General features: G+C 36.3%; 23 protein-coding genes and 1 other annotated feature. Of the genes, 6 read left to right on the forward strand and 17 right to left on the reverse strand.

All coding sequences use genetic code 11. From position 1 onward, the window contains the following. Positions 1-54: 54 nt before the first annotated feature. Complete coding sequence (locus AC3WVA_RS14595; protein WP_098520306.1) at positions 55-951, reverse strand: RCC1 domain-containing protein; 897 nt, start codon at positions 949-951, stop codon at positions 55-57. 364 nt (positions 952-1,315) lie between these two features. On the opposite strand from AC3WVA_RS14595, the gene AC3WVA_RS14600 reads away from it, so the two are divergent. After that, positions 1,316-2,200, forward strand: coding sequence for an NAD(P)-dependent oxidoreductase (locus AC3WVA_RS14600; RefSeq protein WP_303660238.1), 885 nt, complete (start codon positions 1,316-1,318; stop codon positions 2,198-2,200). Between the two features lie 72 nt (positions 2,201-2,272). Here the strand turns inward: AC3WVA_RS14600 and AC3WVA_RS14605 are convergent, their stop codons facing one another. The 4 genes from AC3WVA_RS14605 to AC3WVA_RS14620 form a co-directional block, all read right to left on the reverse strand. Further along, positions 2,273-2,656 (reverse strand): MerR family transcriptional regulator, encoded by a 384-nt coding sequence (locus AC3WVA_RS14605; RefSeq protein ID WP_098880790.1) that lies wholly within the window; start codon positions 2,654-2,656, stop codon positions 2,273-2,275. 292 nt (positions 2,657-2,948) lie between these two features. Then, positions 2,949-3,590 carry a FusB/FusC family EF-G-binding protein gene (locus tag AC3WVA_RS14610; protein WP_098880791.1) on the reverse strand — a complete coding sequence of 214 codons (642 nt, stop codon included), beginning with the start codon at positions 3,588-3,590 and terminating at the stop codon, positions 2,949-2,951. A 108-nt stretch (positions 3,591-3,698) separates the two neighbouring features. After that, positions 3,699-4,385 carry a DUF421 domain-containing protein gene (locus tag AC3WVA_RS14615; protein ID WP_098346838.1) on the reverse strand — a complete coding sequence of 229 codons (687 nt, stop codon included), beginning with the start codon at positions 4,383-4,385 and terminating at the stop codon, positions 3,699-3,701. Positions 4,386-4,562: 177 nt separating this feature from the next. Next, on the reverse strand, positions 4,563-4,826 hold the full coding sequence (locus AC3WVA_RS14620) for a CD3324 family protein (protein WP_098520284.1): 264 nt from the start codon (positions 4,824-4,826) through the stop codon (positions 4,563-4,565). A 325-nt stretch (positions 4,827-5,151) separates the two neighbouring features. Here AC3WVA_RS14620 and AC3WVA_RS14625 point away from each other — a divergent pair, with 325 nt between their 5' ends. Then, on the forward strand, positions 5,152-5,856 hold the full coding sequence (locus AC3WVA_RS14625; RefSeq protein WP_098520285.1) for a polysaccharide deacetylase family protein: 705 nt from the start codon (positions 5,152-5,154) through the stop codon (positions 5,854-5,856). Between the two features lie 41 nt (positions 5,857-5,897). On the opposite strand, the gene AC3WVA_RS14630 is transcribed toward AC3WVA_RS14625, so the two are convergent. Next, positions 5,898-7,235 carry a sodium-dependent transporter gene (locus AC3WVA_RS14630; RefSeq protein ID WP_492322016.1) on the reverse strand — a complete coding sequence of 446 codons (1,338 nt, stop codon included), beginning with the start codon at positions 7,233-7,235 and terminating at the stop codon, positions 5,898-5,900. Positions 7,236-7,535: 300 nt separating this feature from the next. Further along, positions 7,536-7,758, reverse strand: a binding site (T-box leader). 220 nt (positions 7,759-7,978) lie between these two features. Here AC3WVA_RS14630 and AC3WVA_RS14635 point away from each other — a divergent pair. Next, positions 7,979-9,613, forward strand: coding sequence for a putative polysaccharide biosynthesis protein (locus AC3WVA_RS14635; protein ID WP_098520286.1), 1,635 nt, complete (start codon positions 7,979-7,981; stop codon positions 9,611-9,613). Between the two features lie 40 nt (positions 9,614-9,653). Here AC3WVA_RS14635 and AC3WVA_RS14640 read toward each other — a convergent pair whose 3' ends face one another. The 6 genes from AC3WVA_RS14640 to AC3WVA_RS14665 form a co-directional block, all read right to left on the reverse strand. Next, entirely contained in the window at positions 9,654-10,478 is an 825-nt protein-coding gene (locus AC3WVA_RS14640; protein WP_098880792.1) for a DUF4037 domain-containing protein, read from the reverse strand. 92 nt (positions 10,479-10,570) lie between these two features. After that, positions 10,571-11,083, reverse strand: coding sequence for a GNAT family N-acetyltransferase (locus AC3WVA_RS14645; protein WP_098880793.1), 513 nt, complete (start codon positions 11,081-11,083; stop codon positions 10,571-10,573). Between the two features lie 77 nt (positions 11,084-11,160). Next, the gene (cysK, locus tag AC3WVA_RS14650) at positions 11,161-12,078 is read right to left on the reverse strand and encodes a cysteine synthase A (protein ID WP_098880794.1); all 918 of its coding nucleotides are present in this window, start codon (positions 12,076-12,078) and stop codon (positions 11,161-11,163) included. Positions 12,079-12,089: 11 nt separating this feature from the next. After that, positions 12,090-13,301, reverse strand: a complete 1,212-nt coding sequence (locus AC3WVA_RS14655; RefSeq protein WP_098880795.1) for an MFS transporter — start codon at positions 13,299-13,301, stop codon at positions 12,090-12,092. Positions 13,302-13,567: 266 nt separating this feature from the next. Continuing rightward, on the reverse strand, positions 13,568-14,827 hold the full coding sequence (gene hflX / locus AC3WVA_RS14660; protein ID WP_098880796.1) for a GTPase HflX: 1,260 nt from the start codon (positions 14,825-14,827) through the stop codon (positions 13,568-13,570). A 483-nt stretch (positions 14,828-15,310) separates the two neighbouring features. Next, positions 15,311-15,865 carry a cobalamin biosynthesis protein CbiN gene (locus AC3WVA_RS14665; protein WP_195756156.1) on the reverse strand — a complete coding sequence of 185 codons (555 nt, stop codon included), beginning with the start codon at positions 15,863-15,865 and terminating at the stop codon, positions 15,311-15,313. Between the two features lie 180 nt (positions 15,866-16,045). Between AC3WVA_RS14665 and AC3WVA_RS14670 the strand changes: the two genes are divergently transcribed. Beyond that, positions 16,046-17,029 carry a ketoacyl-ACP synthase III gene (locus tag AC3WVA_RS14670; protein WP_098346829.1) on the forward strand — a complete coding sequence of 328 codons (984 nt, stop codon included), beginning with the start codon at positions 16,046-16,048 and terminating at the stop codon, positions 17,027-17,029. 88 nt (positions 17,030-17,117) lie between these two features. Here AC3WVA_RS14670 and AC3WVA_RS14675 read toward each other — a convergent pair whose 3' ends face one another. Continuing rightward, positions 17,118-18,386: an MFS transporter gene (locus AC3WVA_RS14675; RefSeq protein WP_098346863.1), complete on the reverse strand. Its 1,269-nt coding sequence runs from the start codon at positions 18,384-18,386 to the stop codon at positions 17,118-17,120. 339 nt (positions 18,387-18,725) lie between these two features. After that, the gene (locus AC3WVA_RS14680; RefSeq protein WP_098880798.1) at positions 18,726-19,538 is read right to left on the reverse strand and encodes a polyphosphate kinase 2 family protein; all 813 of its coding nucleotides are present in this window, start codon (positions 19,536-19,538) and stop codon (positions 18,726-18,728) included. Positions 19,539-19,940: 402 nt separating this feature from the next. Here AC3WVA_RS14680 and AC3WVA_RS14685 point away from each other — a divergent pair, with 402 nt between their 5' ends. Then, the gene (locus tag AC3WVA_RS14685) at positions 19,941-20,405 is read left to right on the forward strand and encodes a YozF family protein (RefSeq protein WP_098880799.1); all 465 of its coding nucleotides are present in this window, start codon (positions 19,941-19,943) and stop codon (positions 20,403-20,405) included. A gap of 19 nt (positions 20,406-20,424) precedes the next feature. Here AC3WVA_RS14685 and AC3WVA_RS14690 read toward each other — a convergent pair whose 3' ends face one another. Continuing rightward, on the reverse strand, positions 20,425-20,703 hold the full coding sequence (locus AC3WVA_RS14690; protein WP_098347636.1) for a hypothetical protein: 279 nt from the start codon (positions 20,701-20,703) through the stop codon (positions 20,425-20,427). Between the two features lie 28 nt (positions 20,704-20,731). Further along, the gene (locus AC3WVA_RS14695; protein WP_098347637.1) at positions 20,732-21,994 is read right to left on the reverse strand and encodes an MFS transporter; all 1,263 of its coding nucleotides are present in this window, start codon (positions 21,992-21,994) and stop codon (positions 20,732-20,734) included. A 134-nt stretch (positions 21,995-22,128) separates the two neighbouring features. Here AC3WVA_RS14695 and AC3WVA_RS14700 point away from each other — a divergent pair, with 134 nt between their 5' ends. After that, a complete protein-coding gene (locus AC3WVA_RS14700; protein ID WP_048527245.1) occupies positions 22,129-22,614 on the forward strand; it encodes an 8-oxo-dGTP diphosphatase in 486 nt (161 codons plus the stop codon). Positions 22,615-22,642: 28 nt separating this feature from the next. Here the strand turns inward: AC3WVA_RS14700 and AC3WVA_RS14705 are convergent, their stop codons facing one another. Next, positions 22,643-24,268, reverse strand: a complete 1,626-nt coding sequence (locus tag AC3WVA_RS14705) for a YndJ family protein (RefSeq protein WP_098347638.1) — start codon at positions 24,266-24,268, stop codon at positions 22,643-22,645. Position 24,269: the final 1 nt, after the last annotated feature.

The following is a 24,269-nucleotide window of genomic DNA, read 5'->3' on the forward strand; positions in this document are numbered from 1 at the left end:
TCCATAATTACTCCTAAAATAGAATAATATTACTAGTGATTTGTTGTACATTAACTATTTGCCAGGCAATCGGATGTTACGCCACCTACCTACATCGCATTGACCGTATGTATTATCACCTACTGCAACCACGGTGCCATCTAAATTAAGACCGACCGTATGCGCACAACCAGCCGCTATCGCTACAATATCGCGCCAATCACTTACATTACATTGACCATACTCATTCCAGCCAACTGCCACCACGGTACCATCTGATTTAAGTCCGATTGTATGATTCGTACCAGCTGCTATTGCCATAATATCTTTCCATCTGCCTACATCGCATTGACCAAGTTTATTATTACCCACCGCCATCACTTTGCCATCCGATTTCAAACCAACAGTATGAAGGTAACCTGCCGCCAACTCCACCATACCACGCCATCCACTTACATTGCATTGGCCATATCGATTATTCCCCACTGCCGTCACTGCGCCGTCCAATTTAAGGCCGACTGTATGCCAGTCACCCGCCGTGACTGCCACAATATTTCTCCAGCTACTTATATTACATTCTCCTTCTTTATTTCGCCCCACCGCTATTACCGTGCCATCTGGTTTAAGACCAATGGTACGACGCCATCCCGCCGCAACCGATACAATATTATGCCAGTCGTTCACATCACATTGTTCATGCTTATTCCACCCCATCGCTTCCACAGTATTATCACATTTCAGAGCAATTGTATGAGCATTCCCTGTGTTCATCGCCATATGAACATTGCCCGCTGCGACTGCTTCCATATCACACCATCCGCTTACATTGCATTCTCCTTCTTTATTTCGCCCTACTGCTACTACCGTGCCATCCGATTTAAGAGCAACGGTATGACCACGACCCGCTGCTATCGTATCTTTAGGCCACTGTTTCACTTTTAACATTTCTTCTTTCGGTGAAATATAATTCATATTTACCTCCTTCAAAATAAGCAACTGTTTCGAAATATATATCTTTTATCAAACTTTATTTCATTATCAAGACCTAAATCGTAAAAAGTCATAAATAATAAAGAGTGATACATATTAGTCATGGATAATATGTATCACTTTTCACTACTTTTCCCGTAATCTCGCCCTTTAATGGAATAATAGATTACTTATAACTGGTTTGTTGAAATATTATAACTAAAAATATTTTTGTTGACTCTGACACTGGTGTCATACTTTAGAATTAAGTTTGAACATCTGAAAGGAGGCATTTTCATTGAAGAAAAATGACCAAAGTGAGAAAGAACAAAATATCAGTCAAGTATCAGATACAGATGTATCAGTGATGGAGAACCCGAACCGTTCACCTGTTACAGTTATCGGCTTGGGTCCGATGGGCCAGGCGCTGGCTGGTGCATTCCTAATGAACGGCCACCCTACGACATTATGGAACCGCACCGCCGAAAAAGCCGATTACCTTATTTCTCAGGGGGCGACCCTTTCAAATTCAGTCACCGGCGCGGTCTCTGCAAGCCCCCTAGTGATCATTTGTGTTCTGGACTATAATGTTGTCCATGAAGTCCTTGGCCCCGTGGGAGATTCCCTAAAGGGACGGACACTGGTGAACCTCACTGCCGACTCACCCAAACGTGCCCGTGAAATGGCCACATGGGCTGCCCAACACGGAGTCGATTACCTCGATGGGGCGATTATGACCCCTACTCCGACCATCGGGACGCCTGCGGCTTCCGTCCTGTATAGTGGACCAGAATCCATCTTTAAGGTCCATCAACCGACCTTGGCAAGCTTGGGTGGCACTACTTCTTATCTTGGGGCGGATCCTGGCCGGGCGGCGGCATATGATGTGGCCCTGCTCGATCTCTTTTGGACATCCATGAGCGGTTACGCTCACGCTCTCGCACTTGCCACTGCCGAGAATATTCCGGCAAAGGAGTTCGCTGTCTATGCCCAGGGCATCATAGACATCTTGCCCGACATCATGGCTTATTTGGCAAGCGAAGTAGACTCGGGTCACTACCCTGGTGACAAGTCCAATATCATCTCAGCCTCGGCAGGAATGGAACACATTATCCATGCTGCCCAACACCACGGCCTCGACGTTAGCGTTCTGAGTGCTGCAATGGCCGTAACCCAGCAGGCCATCAACGAGGGCTACGGAACCGACGGATTCTCGCGCTTGACCGAACTGCTAAAAAAACCATTCGCATAACATCATAGTCTTATGTAGAGATCCCGGATCCCGCTATGATCGCGGACTGGGATCTTCAATTATTCCGTTGTTTCAACTAAGGGAATTTCCATTTCTCTTTCTTCTTTTATCCGTCATTTGCATGATTTGTTTTTCCAACCGATGCTTTACAACGTCCAATACACTCATTTGTCTGTTGATTTGATCCAACTTCACTTGATAAGTTTCCAGCATTTCTTCACAAAATTCATAGTCTTCCGGACCATTAACCTCGCAATTCAATATTTCCTCAATTTGTTCCGTTACCAGACCCAAACCTAAATAAAGTTGAATAATTCGAATACGTTTGATGGCAGATTCATCAAACTTGCGATAACCATTTTCAAGGCGTACAGCGGTAATGAGATTTTTTTTCTCATAATGCCTTATGGATCGAATACTTGCACCTGTCTTTTTAGAAAGCTCACTGATTTTCAATAGAAACGCCTCCCTATAAAATATTCGAAAACCTTATCTTATAATATGACATTAGTGTTATGGAAAATAATAACCTATAGGTTTTTGTTTCATTGAAGTTGTGATGTAAGTGGTTCAGTTTTTCAAATAATCGTTCTAAAACTGATTGAGAGATATGGTCATAAGGTTTCTTTTTTGATTTCCGTTTATCTATTGAACTAATTATCCTCTAATAATCATAGTACAGTTAAATTTTTAATCAACTTCTTCAAAAAATAAAAACCTCCAGTTTAAGTACTAGAGGTCTTCCATTTTATTTCTTTAATCGCTCAATAAAATCCTGTAATTTATCAAGTGATTTCATGTTCTGATTACAAGCTATACCATCTTTGCAAATGTAGTTTCCCTTTTTCACGAAAGTTCCTTGTACATCACCTTTAATTTCAACTAAAAACATCCCAACTTCTTCATGCCCATGACATAATGAACAAATGCTCTTTTTATTTAAGCTTTGGAAAGTTCCTTGCAGACCAACAAACTTATTTTTATCATTTTTCGCTATAATAAATTTCCTGCTTGACCCTTTATCAATCCAGCTTAAATAACATAATTCTTTCATATCCAGTTCTTCCATATCAGGAAGTTTCAACTTTTTCGCTTTAGGAAATAATTTTTTTAATGTTTGCGCTGTAACTTCTTCAAACGGAATGACATACGGATTTATTTTCGTTAAAAATGATTCTGCATCTTCTCTATTTTGAACTGTTAATACGGTATCAATTAACTCTTTTTGTTCATCCGTTAAATTCTCAAATACATGTATTATCTTTTCAATCGCTAGTGATTTTAACGCTTGAATGACACCTCTATCATTTGCCGTTGCATGCCCATTTGCTAAAATATAAGCTTGTGATTTTATAAAATTATATTGATCACTTCTAATAAAAGCTTCCATCTTTATCACTCCATACAAATTGTTGATCTAGTTTTATTGTATACAAAGATTCAGCTTTTTGATATGTAAAAGATAACTTAGAAACGAATATTACATACCGATTATATTCTACCGATTCATTTCCTGACAAAAGAACCCATCGTCTGTTTTCCATTCAGCATATAATACATCCTCAAATTTAGTAATCCCTTTTTGCTTTATTTGCTTATACAGCCAGCCTTCATCAAAGCCAGCCTCTCTCAAATTATCTTTCACTACTTTTCCATCACTAATTAGTGAAATTGGTAAGTATACAGGCTTATGTTTTAAACTTAAATCATTTATAGTGGGAGATTCATATTTGCTCTTTTTCAGAACGCTTATGTTTCCGTTAGGTTCCAATATCATATATTCAACTTCTCGAATTGAAAAAATATCTTTTTGTTGTCTTAGCATTTGTTGTAATTGGTTAATATCCAAATGATTCGATTTTAATTGCTCTCTGTCAATATGTCCATTACGAATGATAATAGAAGGGTATCCTTCAAAGAACTTTCTTGTCCTTCTAAATTTTTGTGTTATTACTTCTATTGCGTAAATTAAAATTACCCATACAAAAACAGCGTATAAAATAGACCATACTCTCACCTCAGGATCATATACAGTGTTTCCAACTAGTTCTCCGATTACAATGGCGGAAATAAAATCAAAAGGTGTTAGCTGCGATATTTGTGTTTTCCCTAATATTTTAGTAGCAATTAATAAAACAAAAAAACCAACAAAAAGTTCTATCGTTATTTGCCCTAGATGATTCATAATCGTTCACCTTTCTGTACTATGTAATATAACGTTTTTATTTCTATTCACATTTCTATACGATACAATTGTGATCATTTTTTCTATTATCATGCCCATTCATACCCCATATATCCAATACGGGCAAAGTAAAAAGAGTCTAGTTCAATTTAATAATTGAACTAGACTCTTTTATCTTCATTTAGAATACACAATCTTTTTAATCGTTTCTCCGGAAAGAAAATACTCCTCTGCAAGTTGATGAATGGAACTCCCGCTTTTAAACGCATCTTTAATCGCTTTGTTTCTTTCATCTAGTTGTTTTCTTCCTCCAGATCGTGTACCCCATTTATAATGCTTTGTTTCTTGTTTTGGAATGTAAATTGTTTCACCTTGTATATACTTTTGAATTTCAGTAATTAAACTTTCTGGTAAAACCGTCGCAGCTTTAACATATTTCATTTCTGCTCGCCCCTTATTTTTTATGGTTCATTTCAATAAGGTGCAAAGCCAAATATAAAAATGATTCGAGCTCATTTAGGCGATTGTATATTACTTGTCTACCTCACGCAAAGTATCGCCATTTCCATACTTGGCTTTGCATGAGACGCTGCAGTGTCCGGCAATTGAATTGTAATCGCCATTTAAACACCTCCTAATATACCTTTTGCATTTTATTATATGATAAATCCCTTCCCCTTGCATCCACATCCTTTTTAAAGCATGAAATTACTTAATTTGATATAATACTTTTTAGTTCAATCCAAAAATATAGTGAGGTTGCTTTATGAAAAAGAAAATAATCATTACAATCGTTACATTATTCATTATTACTGTAGCATTATTTGGAACATACAAATTAATGAACGCAAGAACTTTTCAATTATTTGGTGATTTAACAAACCGAGTAGAAACAAATGAAAAAGTGGTTGCCTTAACTTTTGATGATGGCCCTACGAATAATGTAAAACAAATATTACCACTACTAGATACATACAATGCAAAAGCTACTTTCTTTTTAATCGGAAATGAATTAGAAAAAAACGTATCGTTAGGAGAAGCTATTGTACAATCTGGACACCAAGTTGGAAACCATACATATTCTCATAACAGAATGGTTTTAAAAACACCTTCTTATATTAAAGAAGAAATAGAAAAAACGAATGCATTAATTCGCCAAACGGGATTTACAGACGCAATTGACTTTAGACCACCAAACGGAAAAAAGCTAATTGGTCTGCCCTATTATTTAAATAAAAACAATATCGAAACAATTACATGGGACCTTGAACCTGATACTTTTTATAAATCTGCTGCTGATAAAATTGAATATGTTAATAATAATGTAAAACCAGGTTCTATCATTTTACTGCACCCTATGTATGATGAGTCTAATGAAAATTTACAGACCATCGAAGGTATTTTAAACTCTTTATCTAAGAAGGGCTATCAGTTCGTAACAGTAAACGAACTGCAAAAAAGAGCAAAATAAAAAAGGTAGCGTATCATACAATGATACGCTACCTTTCTTTATTAAATAATGCCAAGTACATTTAAGAATACGATAATAATCGCAATTGGTGCGATAAAGCGAAGTAAGAATAACCATAACACGAACAGTTTATAGCCCTTATTTTTACTTACATCAAGCTCTTTCATTAAGACATCTTTCTTCATTTTTAAAGGAACGAAGATAGAAACTAATAAAACACCAAGTGGCATTAGTACGTTACTAACTGCATAATCCGCTAAATCAAAGACTGTCTTTCCGAAAATCTTCAGATCACTTAATATACCGAATGATAACGCTGACGGTACTCCAACAACGAAAATTAATAATCCTACGATTAAAGCCATTTTTTCACGTTTTCCTTTACCTTTTGCAGTTAAAGATGCAACGCTAATTTCTAACATCGAAATTGCTGATGTAATAGTAGCAAAGAAGAATAGTAATAAGAAAACGATGAAGAATAATTTTCCGAATGCCATTTTACTGAAAATAGCTGGCAGTACGATAAATAATAGTCCAGGTCCTTGAGATGGTTCCATTCCAAATGCGAACACAACTGGGAAAATTGCAAGCCCTGCAAGTAATGTAATCACAAGCGTTAAAGCTACGATAGAAACTGCTGAACGTGGTAAGCTTTCTTCTTTCGGTAAGTAAGAACTATACGTTACCATGACGGCTACACCGACAGATAGCGAGAAGAACGATTGCCCCATTGCATATAATATGATTTCTGATGTTACATGTGAGAAATCAGGTTGTAAGAAGAAACGAACTCCCTCTCCAGCACCATCTAACGTAAGTGCACGAACGATTAAAACAAAGAATAAAACGAATAATGCTGGCATGAAATATTTGTTTACTTTTTCAACACCATTTTGTACACCTTTACTTACGATGAAAATAGTAATAAGGATGAATAATAGCTGTGATCCAACTGCTAAATACGGATTGGAAATGATTTCACCAAACGTAGCTTCGTATGCCCCATTTCTTTCCCATAATCTACCTGTAATTGCATTCCATAAGTATAATAAAATCCAGCCTCCTACAACACTGTAGAAAGAAAGTAGTATGAAACAAGTTACAATCCCTAATTTCCCTAACCACGGCCATAATGTTTTTGGTGCGATTTCTCTATATGCATCAACGGCCTCTTTTTGTGTACTTCTTCCGATAACGAATTCAGCTAATAATAGCGGTAAACCAATTAATAATGTGAAACCGATGAAAATAAGGAAGAACGCGCCGCCCCCTCCAATTCCGGCCATATACGGGAACTTCCAAATTGCCCCTAGACCAATTGCTGAACCTGCTGCAGCTAATACGAAACCTAATTTCGACGTCCATTGCTGTGAATTCATTTGTTAATCTCCTCTCTTTATCTTTTTCTGTTTTACAATCCGGTATTTATATTGTTCTATCCACACTCTTTTCTAATACGTTCACTTCCTCCCTACTAATAAAAAACGCCCCTACGTAAATACGTAGGGACGACAAAAATATCGCGGTACCACCCTAGTTATGAAGATACAACAAAAGTAAGACCTAAATAAAAAACGTCCCTACGCAAATACGTAGGGACGATAAAATATCGCGGTACCACCCTAGTTATGAAGCCACAACAAAGTAAGACCTAAATAAAAAACGTCCCTACGTAAATACGTAGGGACGATAAATATCGCGGTACCACCCTAGTTGTGAAACAATCTTCACCACTTTATTTGATAACGGTATAAACTACCGTCTTTCATTTCCTCAAAATATGAGATTTATGAAAGATGCTCCAGGACGAACTTCATGAATAATCTATATACTGATTCACACCAACCATCAGCTCTCTGAAATAGGGAGATATTCACTACTATACCCTTTCATTGCCCAAATATTATTTTCCGAATTGATTACTATCATTTTTATCATACATTAAAAATAGTGTCAACTTATATTTTGAATTTTTATGTATTACGTTCTATTTAAAAATGTAAAATATGACTTTTAAATGAATAATATTAGAATATTTATGTTCCATACTATATTAACTTCTCTAACAGGTTTATAGTAGTATACGATGAACGCAAGACAGCACGAGTAGGAGGAAAGAATTTTGTCTACTTCAAAAGTTTTAAAAGGAACTGCTTTATTAAGTGGTGCGACAATGATTTCACGTATATTAGGTTTTATATACTTTTTCCCTTTTCAACTATTAGTCGGAACACAAGGGGTCGCTTTATATGGATATGCATACTCTTGGTACGGTATTTTATTAAGCTTTTCAACTGCCGGTATTCCTATTGCCGTTTCCAAATTTGTTGCAAAGCATAATGCGCTCGGTGATTATAGTACAAGCAAAAAATTATACAACTCTAGCGTAAAATTAATGTTGTTTATGGGCTTTTTAGGGTTTTTAACTTTATTTATTGGAGCACCATACATATCACAATTTATTATTCGCTCGAAAACGCCAGATCCACAATTTATCGCCGATGTAACACTTACGATGCGAGCATTAAGTTTTGCACTTATTATCGTACCAGCAATGAGTGTTACACGTGGTTATTTCCAAGGATTCCAACATATGAAACCAAGTGCTGTTTCTCAAGTCGTAGAACAAATTGCACGCGTTGTTTTCATTTTAGTTGGTAGTTTCATCGTCTCAAAACTATTAGGGGGTTCCGTAGCTTCTTCTGTTGCAGTTGCTACGTTTGGTGCTGTTATCGGGGCACTTGCAAGCGTTTCGATTTTAATGATGTACTGGAAAAAATATAATAGATTAAAGCCTCCCGAAGGAGAATTAAAGTCCAGGGCATCGAATATCCCATTAAAAAATATTTATATAGAATTACTTCGATATGCAATCCCAATTGTATTTGTCGGCATTGCCATTCCGCTCTATACGTTAGTAGATCAATATACTGTAGCTGATGTCCTTAGAGCGATGGGAGAGCCCTTAGAAACAGCGAATGCAGTGTTCGCTTATATAACGAACTATGCCCAAAAGTTAATTATGATTCCAGCTTCACTTGCAACTGGATTCTCATTAACGATTATTCCGGCAATAACGAAATCTTATACAAGCGGGAAACTTGAAGAATTACAAGAACAAATTGCAAAGATATTTCAAGTCTTATTATTCTTCACTATCCCAGCTGCATTCGGTCTTGCTAGTATCGCTTATGATGCATTCCGTATGGTTTATGTAAATCCTGAAATTGCACTTGGTGGATCACAATATTTAATTTCATTTGCACCTTCTGCTATATTAAGTGCGATTTTCACAGTTTCAGCTGCCATATTACAAGGAATCGATTATCAAAGAAAAACGATGATTGCTTTCTCAGTCGGTATTCTTGTTAAAGTTTTAGTAAATACACCGCTCTTACATTTATTTGGCGGTCACGGTGCTGTACTTGGAACAATTCTTGGATACCTCGTTTCCAATGTTATTATGTTGTACTGCATCATTAAGTTTGCGAAATTTAGAATTGGCGAAACAGCAAAAACAGTATTTCTTATTACGATTTACTCCGCAGCGATGTCTGCTGTTGTAATAGCATTAAAAGCAATATTAAAATGGTTAATTCCTGGACAATCTTATATGGAATCACTTCTCATTGTTGTTATATGCGGCGCCGCTGGAGGGATTGTTTACCTTTTATTCGTCTTAACGGGCGGACTTGCTTCACATATTCTCGGTGATAAGATTCAACGATTACCAGTGCTAGGTAAATTAATTAAATAAAAAAAGAAGGGATGTAACGCATTGTTACATCCCCTCTTTTTTACTTCGTATATTGCATCCGTTTTTGTTGTTCAGCAATATGTAATTCTGGATCATGTTGTTCTACTAAATGGAATAGTTCTTCAATTAACACTTCTAATTCCTGTACACTATACTCCGGTTTCCCTATTAATATATTTGCCATACGCTCATATAAGTTTTCAGGCTTAATAATCATTCGTTCCACATTATATGGCATCCATTTAAACGCTGGGTGATGTACATACATTTTATTCAAACCAAATAAGACCCCAAATATATTCCTTTGTGCTTCACAAATAACATCATATAACATAAGCCAGTCTTTTCGTTTTAAAAGCGCCTCTCGATTATGCCAGCGATTACTTAACCAAAGATTTTCTGAAATCATCCGTTTCGCTAGGTCTTCTGGATATGCCACCACCCTACCTTTTAATTCATGTACTTTCTCTTCTCCATACAAGCTAACACCATCATGAACGGATGATACAATACATTGTTTTTCATAACTTATATCATATTGAACCACCACATCCTCAATAACTTTCTCTACTGTTTCTGTTAAAAAGTTACTAATCTCTAATTTAATTCCTTCTTTCGTCAAATATGTTTCCGACCATTCTTCTTCCTCGTAAGGATGGTATGACAAAATTGTTCCACCAATATACTTAATAGGCCCTTTACGATCCTCATCCTTTGGTGGCATTGACCATAAAATATGTAGTTCTATATCTGAATGTTCATCTTCAAGCTTTCTAGCTACTGAACCTGCTAAAATAATAGCTTCAATTTTCGGATTTCTCCTATAAATCTCCGACATTTCTATTGCTTTCTCTTTTAATCCCACTTTATTTCCCCCTAAAATTGCAGTACAACTTCGCTTTTCATTTATCTATTTCGATATTATGCATTATATTTCCTTTTCAAAGTTCCACCGAATCATATTTCTACCCAATAACGCTGAACAATTTCACTTGTATGAGAAGAAACCACTTCATCTTCTAACACACCGCCAACCTTTTGAATCGTTTTAGCCGAAGCAATATTGGCTTTATCGCAAGTTATTAGCACTTTCTGCAATCCTAATTTTTGTGCTTCATCTAATGCAAGTTGCAGTTGTTTCGTAGCGTAACCTTGGCGACGTTTATCCGGATGTACACTATATCCAATATGACCACTTTCCCGCAATAATTCTTCGTTTAATCGATGTCTAATATTCACAAAACCTATAAGTTCCCCTTTTTCAAAGCTTAAAAATTGGCTAGAGGGTACTCGATTACCTTGTAAGTTTTCTCCCACTTCTTGTATACTCACTTTTTCAAACCACTCATCGAGAGAATCAAAATTTTGTAAAGAACTACTGCCATGTAGTTGTTCATCCACATGTAAAAATGCCTCTCGATACTCCATAATTTGTTCGCTATATTCATTTGTCGGTTTTAATAGTTTCATTGTGTTTCTCCTCTCTTAATAACCTATAACAAACCCCTTAACAGCGCTATTTCACCATTAAGGGGTTTCTATCATTTTTATTCAAATAATCCCATACTCAAATAACGTTCTCCTGTATCAGGTGCAATACATAAAACTTTTTTACCAGCGCCTAATCGTTTCGCGATCATAATCGCCGCGTAAACAGAAGCTCCTGAAGATGGCCCAACTAACAATCCCTCTTGTCTAGCTAAGTTTCTCATTGTCGTTAAAGCCTCTTCGTCTGCAATTTGAATAATTTCGTTATACACGTCTGTATTTAAATTTTTCGGGATAAATCCTGGACTTGTTCCTACTAATTTATGAGGACCTGGAACACCGCCTGATAAAACGGGGGATCCTTTCGGTTCTACTACTGCAATATATAAGTTTGGTAGTTTCTCTTTTAACGTTTCCCCAGTCCCTGTAATAGTTCCGCCAGTTCCAGCAGTTGCTACAAAGGCATCAAGCTCTCCATCCATTTGTTCATAAATTTCAAGTGCAGTCGTATAACGATGAATATTCGGGTTTGCTGGATTTTCAAATTGTTGCGGAATAAAACTATTCGGAATTTGCTTTTGTAGTTCTAACGCCTTCGCAATTGCTCCTGGCATTCTTTGTTCTGCCGGTGTTAAAACTACTTCTGCTCCGTATGCTTTCAATAAATTTATACGCTCTTTTGACATATTGTCTGGCATAATTAAAATCGCTTTATACCCTTTTGCAGCTGCATTCATCGCTAAGCCTATTCCTGTATTTCCACTTGTCGGTTCAATAATTGTATCTCCTGGTTTGATAAGACCATTCTCTTCTGCAACGTGCAGTAAATTATAGGCAGCACGGTCTTTCACACTGCGTGAAGGATTAAACATTTCTAGTTTTACATACACATCTGCTGCATCTTCTGGAATAAATTTAGATAATCGGACGACAGGTGTATCTCCTATTAATTCTGTTACGTTTTCACATAATTTCATAGCGTATCCCCCTATTCTATCGTTTTCTTATCACTTGGTAATAACCAAGAAGTAAGTCCAATTAATGGTAGACAACTACATAGTAACATAATAAATTGAAGACTATATATGTCAGCTAATTTCCCGAGGACTACAGATCCTAAAGCGCCGAGTCCAAACGCAAGCCCTACAATTAATCCAGATACCATCCCTACTTTTCCAGGAACAAGCTCTTGCGCATAAACAACAATTACACTAAAACTACTTGAACTAATAAAACCGATACATAAAAATAGCGGTACGACCCACACGAGCGAAACGTGAGGTAATAAAAGTGCGAGTGGGGCTGAACCTAGCATTGAAAATACAATAATTGTTTTCTTTCCAAATCGATCTGCTAATGGACCACCAAAGAAGGTTCCTAACACACCAGCAATCATAAAGGCGAATACGAAATACTGAGCATTTTTTATCGATAAACCGTAATGCTCAATTAAGTAAAATTGATAAAAATTCCCGATACCAGCACCGTACCAAGATCGTACAAAAGTAAGAAAAACAAGAAGTATAATAACAAATTTAATATGTGTACTTACAATTGCATTTTCTGCCTCAAGCGCAGCCCTCTTTTTTCTCCTTGCAGCACCCGTTGCTAATTCATTCCTATACCAATTTGATACGAAAATTAACAATACAATTCCTACCGCTGCAAAGGCTGTAAAACCTAAAGAGCCAATTTGGCCGAGCGGAACGAAAATTAATGCTGTAAAAATAGGAGCTAGGGAATTCCCTGTATTTCCTCCCACTTGATAAATCGCTTGTGCTAAACCTCGTTTTGTCCCTGCTGCCATATAAGCAACACGAGCGCCTTCTGGATGAAAGACTGCGGAACCTAATCCGATAAATAAAACAGAAATAATGACAATAATAAAGTTCGGTGCAAAAGCAAGTCCGATCATCCCAAGCATACTTGAAAACATACCGAGCGGTAATAAAAATGGTGATGGCTTCTTATCCGAATACATACCAAAAACCGGCTGCATAATCGACGACGTCATATTTAACGCAAACGCAATCCACCCTACTTGCATATAGGATAAATTCATCGTTTTTTCCAAAATAGGAAACAACGCGGGCACAACTGCTTGCATCGAATCATTTAAAAAATGACCGAAACTAATCGCAAATAATATTCGATATATTGTCGGTGTTTCTACTGTGTTTTTTTGCGAAACTGCCTGCATACGTGTATTTCTCCTTCCTGTACAAAATGTATATTTATTACATTAGGTGTAATAAATTCTGACTTTTGAAACATTTCTATTCTATACTGGTTTCATTTCTTTTTCCAGAAATATCACTTCTCAAATAATATATTTTTTCTATCTGTTTTATTGGATTTTTTAAAAACGTTCTGTATTTTCTTTTATAATAGGACAGGACAAAGGAATTACTTGCAACTATTAATAAAAAAAGGCGATCCTAACATATATTAGGATCGCCTTTTTTATTAAATTGCAAAACGCTTATACTTTTCGTAATCACTCGTTTTACATTCTACTTCTAGTTTCGTACCTTCGTTTTCATAACTCGTAGATAAAACGTGCGCATGATTATTGAAATAAGAAACTACCTGTCCTTGATCATACGGAATTAACATTTCACACTTCGTATACTCTTTATAAATGTGTGAACGAATCATTTCGACAAGCTCTTCTATTCCAATATGTTTCTTCGCCGATAAATAAACGCGTTCTTCTTGTACTTTCGGAATTTCAACATCTACCATATCTGATTTGTTATAAGCATAAATGGTTGGAATATTTTCTACTCCAATTTTCTTTAACGTTTCATTTGTAATATCAATTAACTGTTCATAATTTGGATTAGCGTAATCTACAACGTGAATAAGTAAGTCCGCTTCCGCTACTTCTTCTAACGTCGAACGGAACGCTTTCACAAGGTGGTGCGGTAATTTGCTTACAAATCCCACTGTATCCGTTAATAAAAATGATTTGTTATCTGGCAGATCAATATTTCGTACAGATGTTTCTAACGTCGCGAATAACATATCTTTTTCAAATACTTGTTTTTCTTCTGTACCATTATAAATTTCAAGCATCGCATTCATCGTCGTTGATTTTCCTGCGTTCGTATAACCTACTAAAGCTACAACAGGAACTTCATTTTTCTTACGCTGCTTTCGCTGTGTTTGACGCTGGGCAACAAGTGCTTCTAGGTCTTTATTTAAAACTGAAATCTGTTCTTCAATTTTACGACGATCTAACTCTAATTTCTTCTCACCGACACCTTTATTTTTCGTACCAACTCCGCCGCTCTGTCTTCCTAACGATTCACGAAGACCGATTAAACGTGGCATCATATATTGAAGGTGTGCTACTTCTACTTGCAACTGCGCTTCTTTCGTTTTCGCACGTTGCGCAAAAATGTCTAAAATTAATATGGTACGGTCAATTACTTTGCAATCTAAATCCGCTTCTAAATTTCGAATTTGAGAAGGAGATAATTCGTCATTAAAGATTACCAAATTCGCATCTACTTCATTTACATAGGCTGCTACTTCTTCAATTTTTCCTTTTCCAATATAATGTGACGGATTTACTCGTTGTAAATTTTGCGTCACTTGCCCAATTACCTCTACATCACAAGCTTCTGCAAGATTCGTTAACTCTTCCATCGAATACGCAAAATCATCTTCATTACCTAAATTTACTCCAACTAAAACAGCTCTTTGTAATAATTCTTCCATATATTTATTCCTCCATTTCGATTACGTAAAATAAAAAACACAGGTCACTGCCTGTGTTTTCGTAAACGGATAAGGGTTCACCAAAGAAATAGAAGAAAGTTATACTTTCATCCTATCTCATAGTCATTAAGTCCCAAGATTATATACGTATCCACAATAAGTGTTCACCTATACGATCCCATTCTATTAATAAAGGCAAAACAAAAAGAGGGCGTATTCGTCCCTCCCTCTTTTTCACATATAAGCTTAATAAAGGGTTCCTTTAAAATAGGCAGACCAATCCCGTTCACTCTGCACACAGACAGAGCCTTTGAGCGCTATTCAATTATTGGCACAAAGTATTGAGACGTAATCTGATTAAGATCAAAGGAAGCCCCTCCGTTCATTTTAAGTTACATAAAGTGTAGCATAAGTAATTCGCTTTCACAAGATGAAACCACCTATAGAAACAGAAAGAAATTCTCTATACTTTTACTTTAATCGTCATTTTTTGCGCCTTCTTCTTACATTAAAAATCACAAGAGCTACAATCAGTAATATACCTATAGAAATGGTAACAACTTTCCACCAACTGAAACCACTGACCATCTTCCCTTTTAAATCGACTTTCTTCGTCGGAACAGATTCTTTTGCAATTTGACTTACAGCCACTTCGTCCGCCCCTGCCTCATCTAGCTTCTTCGTACCACTGCAACTATGTGTGAATAATTGTTTCTCTTCCCCTCTTTGAGAAGAAAACACTAAATACTCTCCTCCCTCTACAAAGTGAAACACACAATCACCACCATTTGTATATACAATAATTTGCGAAGATGTTGTCCCTTTCCAAATGCCCTTCACTTCAAATAATACTTCAATTCCAACACTTTCTTCCCTTCCAATCTCAATCACTCTTCCCTTAAATACTACATCGTTTTTTTGAAAGGCATCTTCTGCTGATACATTAATACAATCACAAGCATAAGATTTCTCTGAAAAAATAATAAGAATAAAGCTACAAATAATGACAACAGGAAATATATACAAAATCCTTTTCAAGGAGCTCAACTCTCTTCATTATCAATTTTAAAAACTTCTTGTATATGATTTTTACAACACTCGCCAAATTCCTTCATAATAAGTTAAGCATTATCAATTCAATATAATAAAAGTCTTTATTGACATTTTTATAACCTGATATTAGTATCAGGTTATAAAAATAAGTTAGGAGATGTTCCCATGCATTCTAAATCTCGTATTACTGCAATTGGTACTTATGTTCCAAATCAAATATTATCTAATAACGATTTAGAGAAAATGATTGATACGAATGATGAATGGATTGTACAAAGAACAGGAATGAAGGAAAGAAGAATTGCTAGCGAAGACGAATACTCCTCACACTTAGCCATTAAAGCAATTGAAAATTTATGTACAACTTTTAAAAAGAACTTAGAAGATATAGACTGTATCATCGTCGCTACAACAACCGCTGACTATGTTTTTCCTAGTGTCGCGTGTCAAATACAACAACACTTCAACATACCTCATACAATAGCATTTGATTTAAATGCCACTTGCGCTGGTTTCACATATGGCTTGCACGTTGGGAATAGCTTAATCACTTCTGGATCACACGAAAAAGTACTTGTTGTAGCGACAGAAACATTATCAAAAGTTACTGATTACACCGATAGAACGACCTGCATTTTATTCGGCGATGGTGCTGGTGCTATTTTATTAGAAAGAGATGAAAACAAACCAAGCTTTATCGCGTATCATATGGGCACAAATGGGCACGGCGGTATTCATCTATACAGAACAAACTTATCTACTACTATGAATGACACTCCACTGCAAACAAATGAAAAAATCGTGCAAAATGGAAGAGAAGTATATAAATGGGCAACACGCACGGTGCCAGCAGGTATAAAAGAACTATTACATACCGCAAATATGCAAATAGATAATATAGACTGGTTCATACCACACAGTGTTAACTTACGAATGATTGAATCTATTTGTGAGAAAACCGAAATTCCAATCCAAAAAACTTTAACGAGTGTAAAACACATGGGAAATACATCTTCCGCTTCCATTCCACTCGCTCTAGATTTAGCTAGAAAAGAAGGAAAATTAAATAATGGAGACACACTTTTACTATACGGATTTGGTGGTGGTCTTACGCATTTAGGTCTGATTGTGGAGTGGGATTTAAACTAATCTTTCTCTTTTTATACAACTAACTACAAGAAGCTGCATTCGAAGATTGGTTATCTCCCATTGAATGCAGCTTCTTTTACCTTAATTTTTATTTACCTGTCCGAGCCCATATCACAACAGGAATCAGCATGAAAGCTACAACTCCTCCAGCTAATGACAATGCCGCATAACTTGAATTGGCCACTACCATACCTGACATCGCTCCGCCTGAAGCTCCAGCTAACGCAATAAACACATCTATTTTCCCTTGTGTTTTCGCACGTGTGGAAGGTATAGTTGCATCAACAATTTGAGCCGTACCACTTATTAAACCGAGGTTCCATCCTAATCCAAGTAAAGACAAAGCGACGATTAATAGTATTAAAGAATCACTCGGCGCGATTGCGGCTATAACACCTGCAGCTAGTAAAATTACTCCGCCAGCTATGCTCATCGTTGTTCTTCCAATTTTATCAATTAACATTCCCGTAACGAGAGATGGAAGGTACATTGCACCGACATGAAAACCAATCACAAGTCCTACTGCACTTAAGCCATGACCGTGATGCCCCATATGAACTGGAGTCATCGTCATAATCGCAACCATCACAACTTGAGTAAGTATCATTACGATTGCCCCAACTGTAATACCTCGTTTATTTTCTGTAGCTTCTTCTGTTACTGGCTGCCCTTTATATGTATGCTCTTGTTTATATGTTTCTATCATATTAGCAATAAGTAATGGATCTGGACGAAGCATAACAAATAGAACAATACCCGCTAGTATAAATGCTGCTGCCGATAATATAAACGGACCAGCAAGTTCAGGAATTCCAATTGAATGAGCAAACCTTCCCATCACACCTACTAAATTGGGACCTGCAACTGCACCAAAAGTCGTCATTACCATCGTGATACTAATAGCTGTTGCTCTTTGCTTCTTATTCGCTAAATCTGTTCCAGCATAACGCGCTTGTAAATTTGTAGCTGTGCCCGCGCCATATATAAGTAAAGAAACTAGTAAAAGAATAATACTATTTGTTAAAGCTGCCATCACAACTCCAATAGCCCCTAACCCGCCTACTATAAAACCTCCTGCAAGCCCTACGCGGCGACCATACTTTTGCGATAATTTCCCAACAAAAAAAGCTGCTACCGCAGATCCCATTGTAAACATAGCTGCCGGCAATCCTGCATATGCATCTGTCCCAAGCATTTGCTGCGCAAGAAGTGCACCTACTGTAATCCCAGCGGCTAACCCTGCTCCGCCGAACATTTGTGAAATACTTACGATTATTAACGTTCGTTTATATAATTTTTGCTGCTCTTCTTCTGTATACATACGATTACTTATTGAAACATCGGCTGTATCAATCATTTCCTCACCCTCTCTATAAAGTGAAACTTTAATCAGTGGGGTTTTCTTCATCCCTCACTGATTATTAGTTGAACCAATCGGACTTTTATGGGCAGTTGATCCCCCACCTAACTTCTTTGCTTTCGCTGAATTTTGAGGTGGGGGTCTTACTGCCCATTAAAGCGGGATAAAACTAATCCCCCTTGTTAATGTACTATAGAACAGCAAAATCCCCAAATTTATAATGCTGAAATTTATTTATACAGGTAAAGAACCCCACGGTTTATATCTTTCCCATTACCGAGGGGTTCCCAAAATTACAGGGTGACTCTACTTCATATTTCATATACACATTTTGTACTATTTTACAACTTCATCTTGATTCGCTTCAAAGCTTTCTGTCTTTCCCTCTTTTATTTCATAATAATAAGAAGGTAATTCTATATTATGTTCTACAAGGTAATCCTCAATTAATGAAATAATTAATTTCAACGTTTTCAATCGAGCGTATAATTTATCGTTACTTGCGATAATTGCCCATTTTGCATTTGATTTATTTGTTTTTTCAAACATGTCTTCCATTGCTTCAACATACTCGTCCCATTTTTCACGGTTACGCCAATCTTCATCTGTAATTTTCCATCTTTTTAAAGGATTGTTCTCTCTATCCTTAAACCTCTTTAATTGCTCATCTTTACTAATATGATAGAAGAACTTCCCGATTATATAATGATCATCTGTTAATAGTTTTTCAAAATCATTAATCTCATCATACGCTCTCGTCCACTCTTCCTTCGTAGCAAAGCCTTCAACACGCTCAACTAACACACGGCCGTACCATGAGCGATCAAAAATAGTAATTTGCCCGTACTGAGGTAGTTTCCGCCAGAAACGTTGCAAGTAATGGTACCGTTTTTCATGAGGTGCTGGTGCTCCGATTGGATTTACTTGAAACCCGCGCGGATCAAGGTGTTCTGTCACTCGTTTAATCGCTCCGCCTTTTCCAGCCGCATCCCAGCCTTCCATAACGAGCATAACTGCAATTTTTTCTTCTTTTACAATTTGCTGCAACGCTAATAAGCGCCTTTGATATTTTTCAAGTTTCTTATTGTACTTAGATTTCGATTCAATTCTTTTCGTTACATCTACTTTAGCAAGATATCCATTTTCCATAAAACAAATCCCCCTTGTTGTATGACAATGTTATTTTAACATATCTTTGGAAATTATTTCATGTTAGAAAAAGCAGTGTAGAAAAATCTCTACACTGCTTTCATAAAGAATACAGTAGTTAATATTCGCATTTAAAATTTAAAATACATTCATGAGGGTCATAAATATCACCTTACATTATATGGTATATACTCACCTAAAGAGAAGATAATAACAAATAAAGTGAAACTATTATCAGTGGAGGTTTTGTCCATCCCCTACTGATTATTAGTTGAACCAATCGGACGTTTACGGGCAGTTGATCTCCCACCTAACTTCTTTGCTCCAGCCGATTTTTGATGTGGAATTTTTACTGCCCGTTAATGTCGAATAAATCCGTTACAGAATGGGAGCTCTCTGAAAATGAAGCGAAAAATATTTTCTCTCTTTGCACTAATCTGTTTAGCACTACCAATACAAGCTAGTGCATACACATTCCAATCACTACCAATTGAATCAAAGTCAAAACAGTGGTATATCGAAATTGATAAATCCCATAACGCAAACAAGCAAGCAGTGCAGCCAAAACAGGGAGTATATGATACATATCGTTTACTCGTAAAAAACATCGGTAATGATGTATCAAATGTATCAGTGGAAATACTTGATAACGCTCCTACATCTAAAGTTACTTTTAATCCTACTACATCGCATAACAACGTTTCAAAAAGTCAGACGAGCTTTAACTACATCGTATTCCCTTTAGACTTGAACAGCCATAATTTCAAAGTCGTCATTACTTGGGAAGAAAACAATTTCTCTTACAACGGCCATCCGGTAAATGAGGGTAAAAAAATGAAACAAACATTTGTATTTAATGAAGAGTAAGCCCTAATTTGATTAGGGCTTACTCTTCATTTACAAAACCAGATTGAATTGCTTCTGTCACTTCTTTTGTGATATCCAGTTTTGTTGCATCGGCGCTAATTTTCTTATGCCAAATATGTACGGAGGGCTTTTCGTTACAAAGATGTTTTATTAATAATAATTGATTATATGCTATGTTATTTTCTATTTGGATAGCGATATAGACTGTGAAATTTTTTGCTTCAAAGACCTTTTCTTGGAAAGCGTATTGGCTGTCCAATTCCTTTGCGACTATATCGTTCAAGTTTTTTATCATCATATAAGTCGTTTCCCCCTCCCTTATATCATCAATCAAATCTTCGAATACTCGGTACACATAATGCTACTCCAATTGTTACAAGTACTAAAATAGCTAATGCTATAATCGTTATCTCACCACCTATGACAGTAGCGAGCCATCCTACAACTACATAACCTAGTGGCAGTAAAGCAAATGAACCTAACATATCAAGGCTTGCTACTCTTCCAAATGCTTCTTCTGGCACAAGCTCTTGTAAACTTGTTTCCCAAATGAGTCCAAATATCATCATACCGAAACCTTCAATTGCCATTAATCCAATTAAAGCAGGTGCCCAAGCAATAAACGGCATTATTAAAAGCGCACAACCACTTATTAAAACACCACCATAGGCAAGTAATCCCCGCTTATGCCACCGTTCTCTCCCGCCAAATATTAGTGCAGCAATTACAGCTCCAACACCAGAAGATGCCATTCCTAATCCATACACGTATGCTTCAAAATGATGATGAACATTAAATAACCATGGAATTAATACAACGATAATTCCTGCATAACAAATATTGATGAAAGAAAAGACTAAAATTGTAATCCATAGCCACGGATGACTTTTTAAAACGTAAACACCTTCCATAAACTCTTGTTTGTAATCGACCTTTCTCTTTTCAATAGGTTTTACTTTTTTAAACTTTATTTCTCTTAAAAATAATAAGCAAAAAAATGATAACAAATACGTTACTGCATCTAGCCCAAACCCTATTCCGGCAGATGCAACAGAAACGATCAATCCTCCAAGAGCCGGTCCAATTAGTCGTATACCTTGATTACTCATTTGCGTTAATGCATTAGCTGCATTTCGAATTTCCGGCACAAATATTTTCGCTCTTACAGCCGCATACGCTGGCTGAAATATCCCTTCCATAAGTCCATATAATGCTACGAGTACATATAGAAGCGGAATTGTTAATACATCCATAAATATAAGTGTTGCAAGTAATAGCATTAATACGCAACGAATTATATCTGTAAATAACATTAATTTCACCCGATCAATTCGATCTACTACTAATCCTGCAAACGGTAACGTAAGAATATTAGGAAGCATGTACATTGCCATCGTCATCCCCATTACAACTGTTGAACCAGTCAATGAATACACAACGACGGGCAAAATAACCATCGTTATCGAACTACCTAAAGTCGAAAATAATTGCCCAATCCATAAAAATTTAAAATGTGGTGATGCTTTAACTGGCAATAACAATTTACCGACATATCCCAAAGCTTTTTCTCTTTGCATTTCCCCTTGCATTTCCCTCTCCTCTTTTCAAATGATTATAGACTTTATCATATACCGAAAAAATCAGAATATTATATCTTTAATTATATAAGAAACCATTATGTTATGGTAAAATTATCAAGAAAAATATAGGAGAATACATGATTATGCCTCAAAATCCTCATAACATCGAGCACCGCATCTATACAATGTGTATGATCCAGCGAAATAATGACGTTTTACTTATAAAACGTCCCAATCATCGAGGTTTTCCTGGCTATATAGCTCCTGGCGGTAAAGTAGATTTTCCAGAGAGTATCGCTCAAGCTGCTAAACGAGAAGTAAACGAAGAAACTGGATTACTTGTTTCAAATTTAACTTTTAAGGGATTAGATGAATACGTAAATCCGAAAGAAAATGTTCGATATATGGTATTCAATTATTGGACAGACTCATTTGATGGTGAACTTCTTATGAACCCTCCTGAGGGCGAATTATTATGGGTGCCAATTGATGAAGCACTAAACCTTCCTATGCAAGATTGGTTTAAAGAAAGATTCCCATTATTTTTTGAAAAAGGTACATTTGAAATTCAACGTGTTTGGGACCGAGACTTAGATAAACAAGTTGCTATGACAATTACGCATACGTAAAAAAGCTTGGCATCTCTCCAAGCTTTTCTTACTTCTCCTCTATTTTCTTAATCTCATAATCAATTTCTAAAAACTTAACTCCAAATATCCACATTTTATGGTTAGCTTCTAACATTTGATTTGTGCCCTCTTTAATAATAAATGTCTCTGCTAACGGTAATCGTATTGTAAAGAAACGAGCATGTAAATAAATCCCCTCATCTCCCTTTCCATTTCTTCTCAGCTTACTAGTAATGATTAAATTATTACTCTTATTACATACTTTCAAAATCCCTGTCATATTCGAATATGGTAAAGGTAATGCAATATTCATATACGTCTCGTTCTCATATGTATGTTTTGAATAGAGAGCTACAAAAATTGATTCTTCTGCTTCATTTTTTCTTAGCCAAGCCCTTACATCCTCTCTCCCATCCTTCTCATCCATTACCCCGATGATAGAGCCGTGCATCGTTTCCCACTTGCCTCCCATTCCTAAATGTATTTGCCCTATACGCTTACTCATTTTCTCATAACAAAATGCAACTGGGCGGAACCAGCGAGTCCATTTAATATGTGATTGTAACTCATACTCTTTTGTATTTTCATAAAAGTGAATAGTGCTTAAAGGAAGCTTCGTCACTTCAAATGCTTCACTATGAAAATCATTCATTTTATCAACTAAACCGCTGTATTCCTTACTATCTATTACATTTTTGTTATGTAAAAATGCTTCACCAACAATCGCCTTTCCTCTTAATCTACTCATTGTTTTCCCGTAATATTGATAGTTCGGAACACTCTTTTCAATCATCCAGCCGACAAATGCCGGCAACGCTACTCCAATTCCATTGACAACACCGTGAATCCAAACCATTTGAGCAATTGTAATCGTCATTACATGTTTCAAATTCCCATACGAATATATGAGTGCGAACATAATTGTTACCATGAGTGTACTAGACGATATGACTAGGAGGATTTTTGCGCTGATAGCATTAAATTTCGTGCGCCAAACATAAATTCCATAACCATAAATCGCACATAAATATAGGCACACTGCAAAAAATTCAAATACCCTTGAGTATGTAATCCCTATCGCAACTGTCATAGGTGAAATAACGATGATAAACATAATCGCATCATATACTTTACTGCCCTTTTCTCTCTTACGCCCTATTAAACCAGCTGATAATGGCAATAGAAATGCCGAATAATGAAAGTGTGCAGCTGTGAGTAAAACAATGTCGGAACTAAAGTGCATAATGGGGAGTTTTGCTACAGAAGAAAAAAACCAAAAACCACCTAAAAACAAATATATAAACGCACTATCGATAGCTGTCTCTTCTAGCGGTTTCCATCCTCTTTCTAGTAATCTACTCACACCAAACAATGCAACAATGCCTGTATATACAAACCAAAGTAATGCAAAGAAATAGTGATTTGTTACGAAAGCTAACATTGCACTCATTGCTGCGATTGGATATAACAACGATACAAATTTATAAAAGAATACATATGATCCATTTCTTCTTTTCTTATCAATGATGCAAAATGACATCGGTATAAATAACAAAATAGATAATAAAATAATTGCTTCAACTGGGTTTATATTTGACCACTCACATATTAGAAAAATAATATAACAAGCAAGTCCAACTATTATATTTTTCATA

This window comes from Bacillus sp. EB106-04-02-XG92, assembly GCF_058791995.1.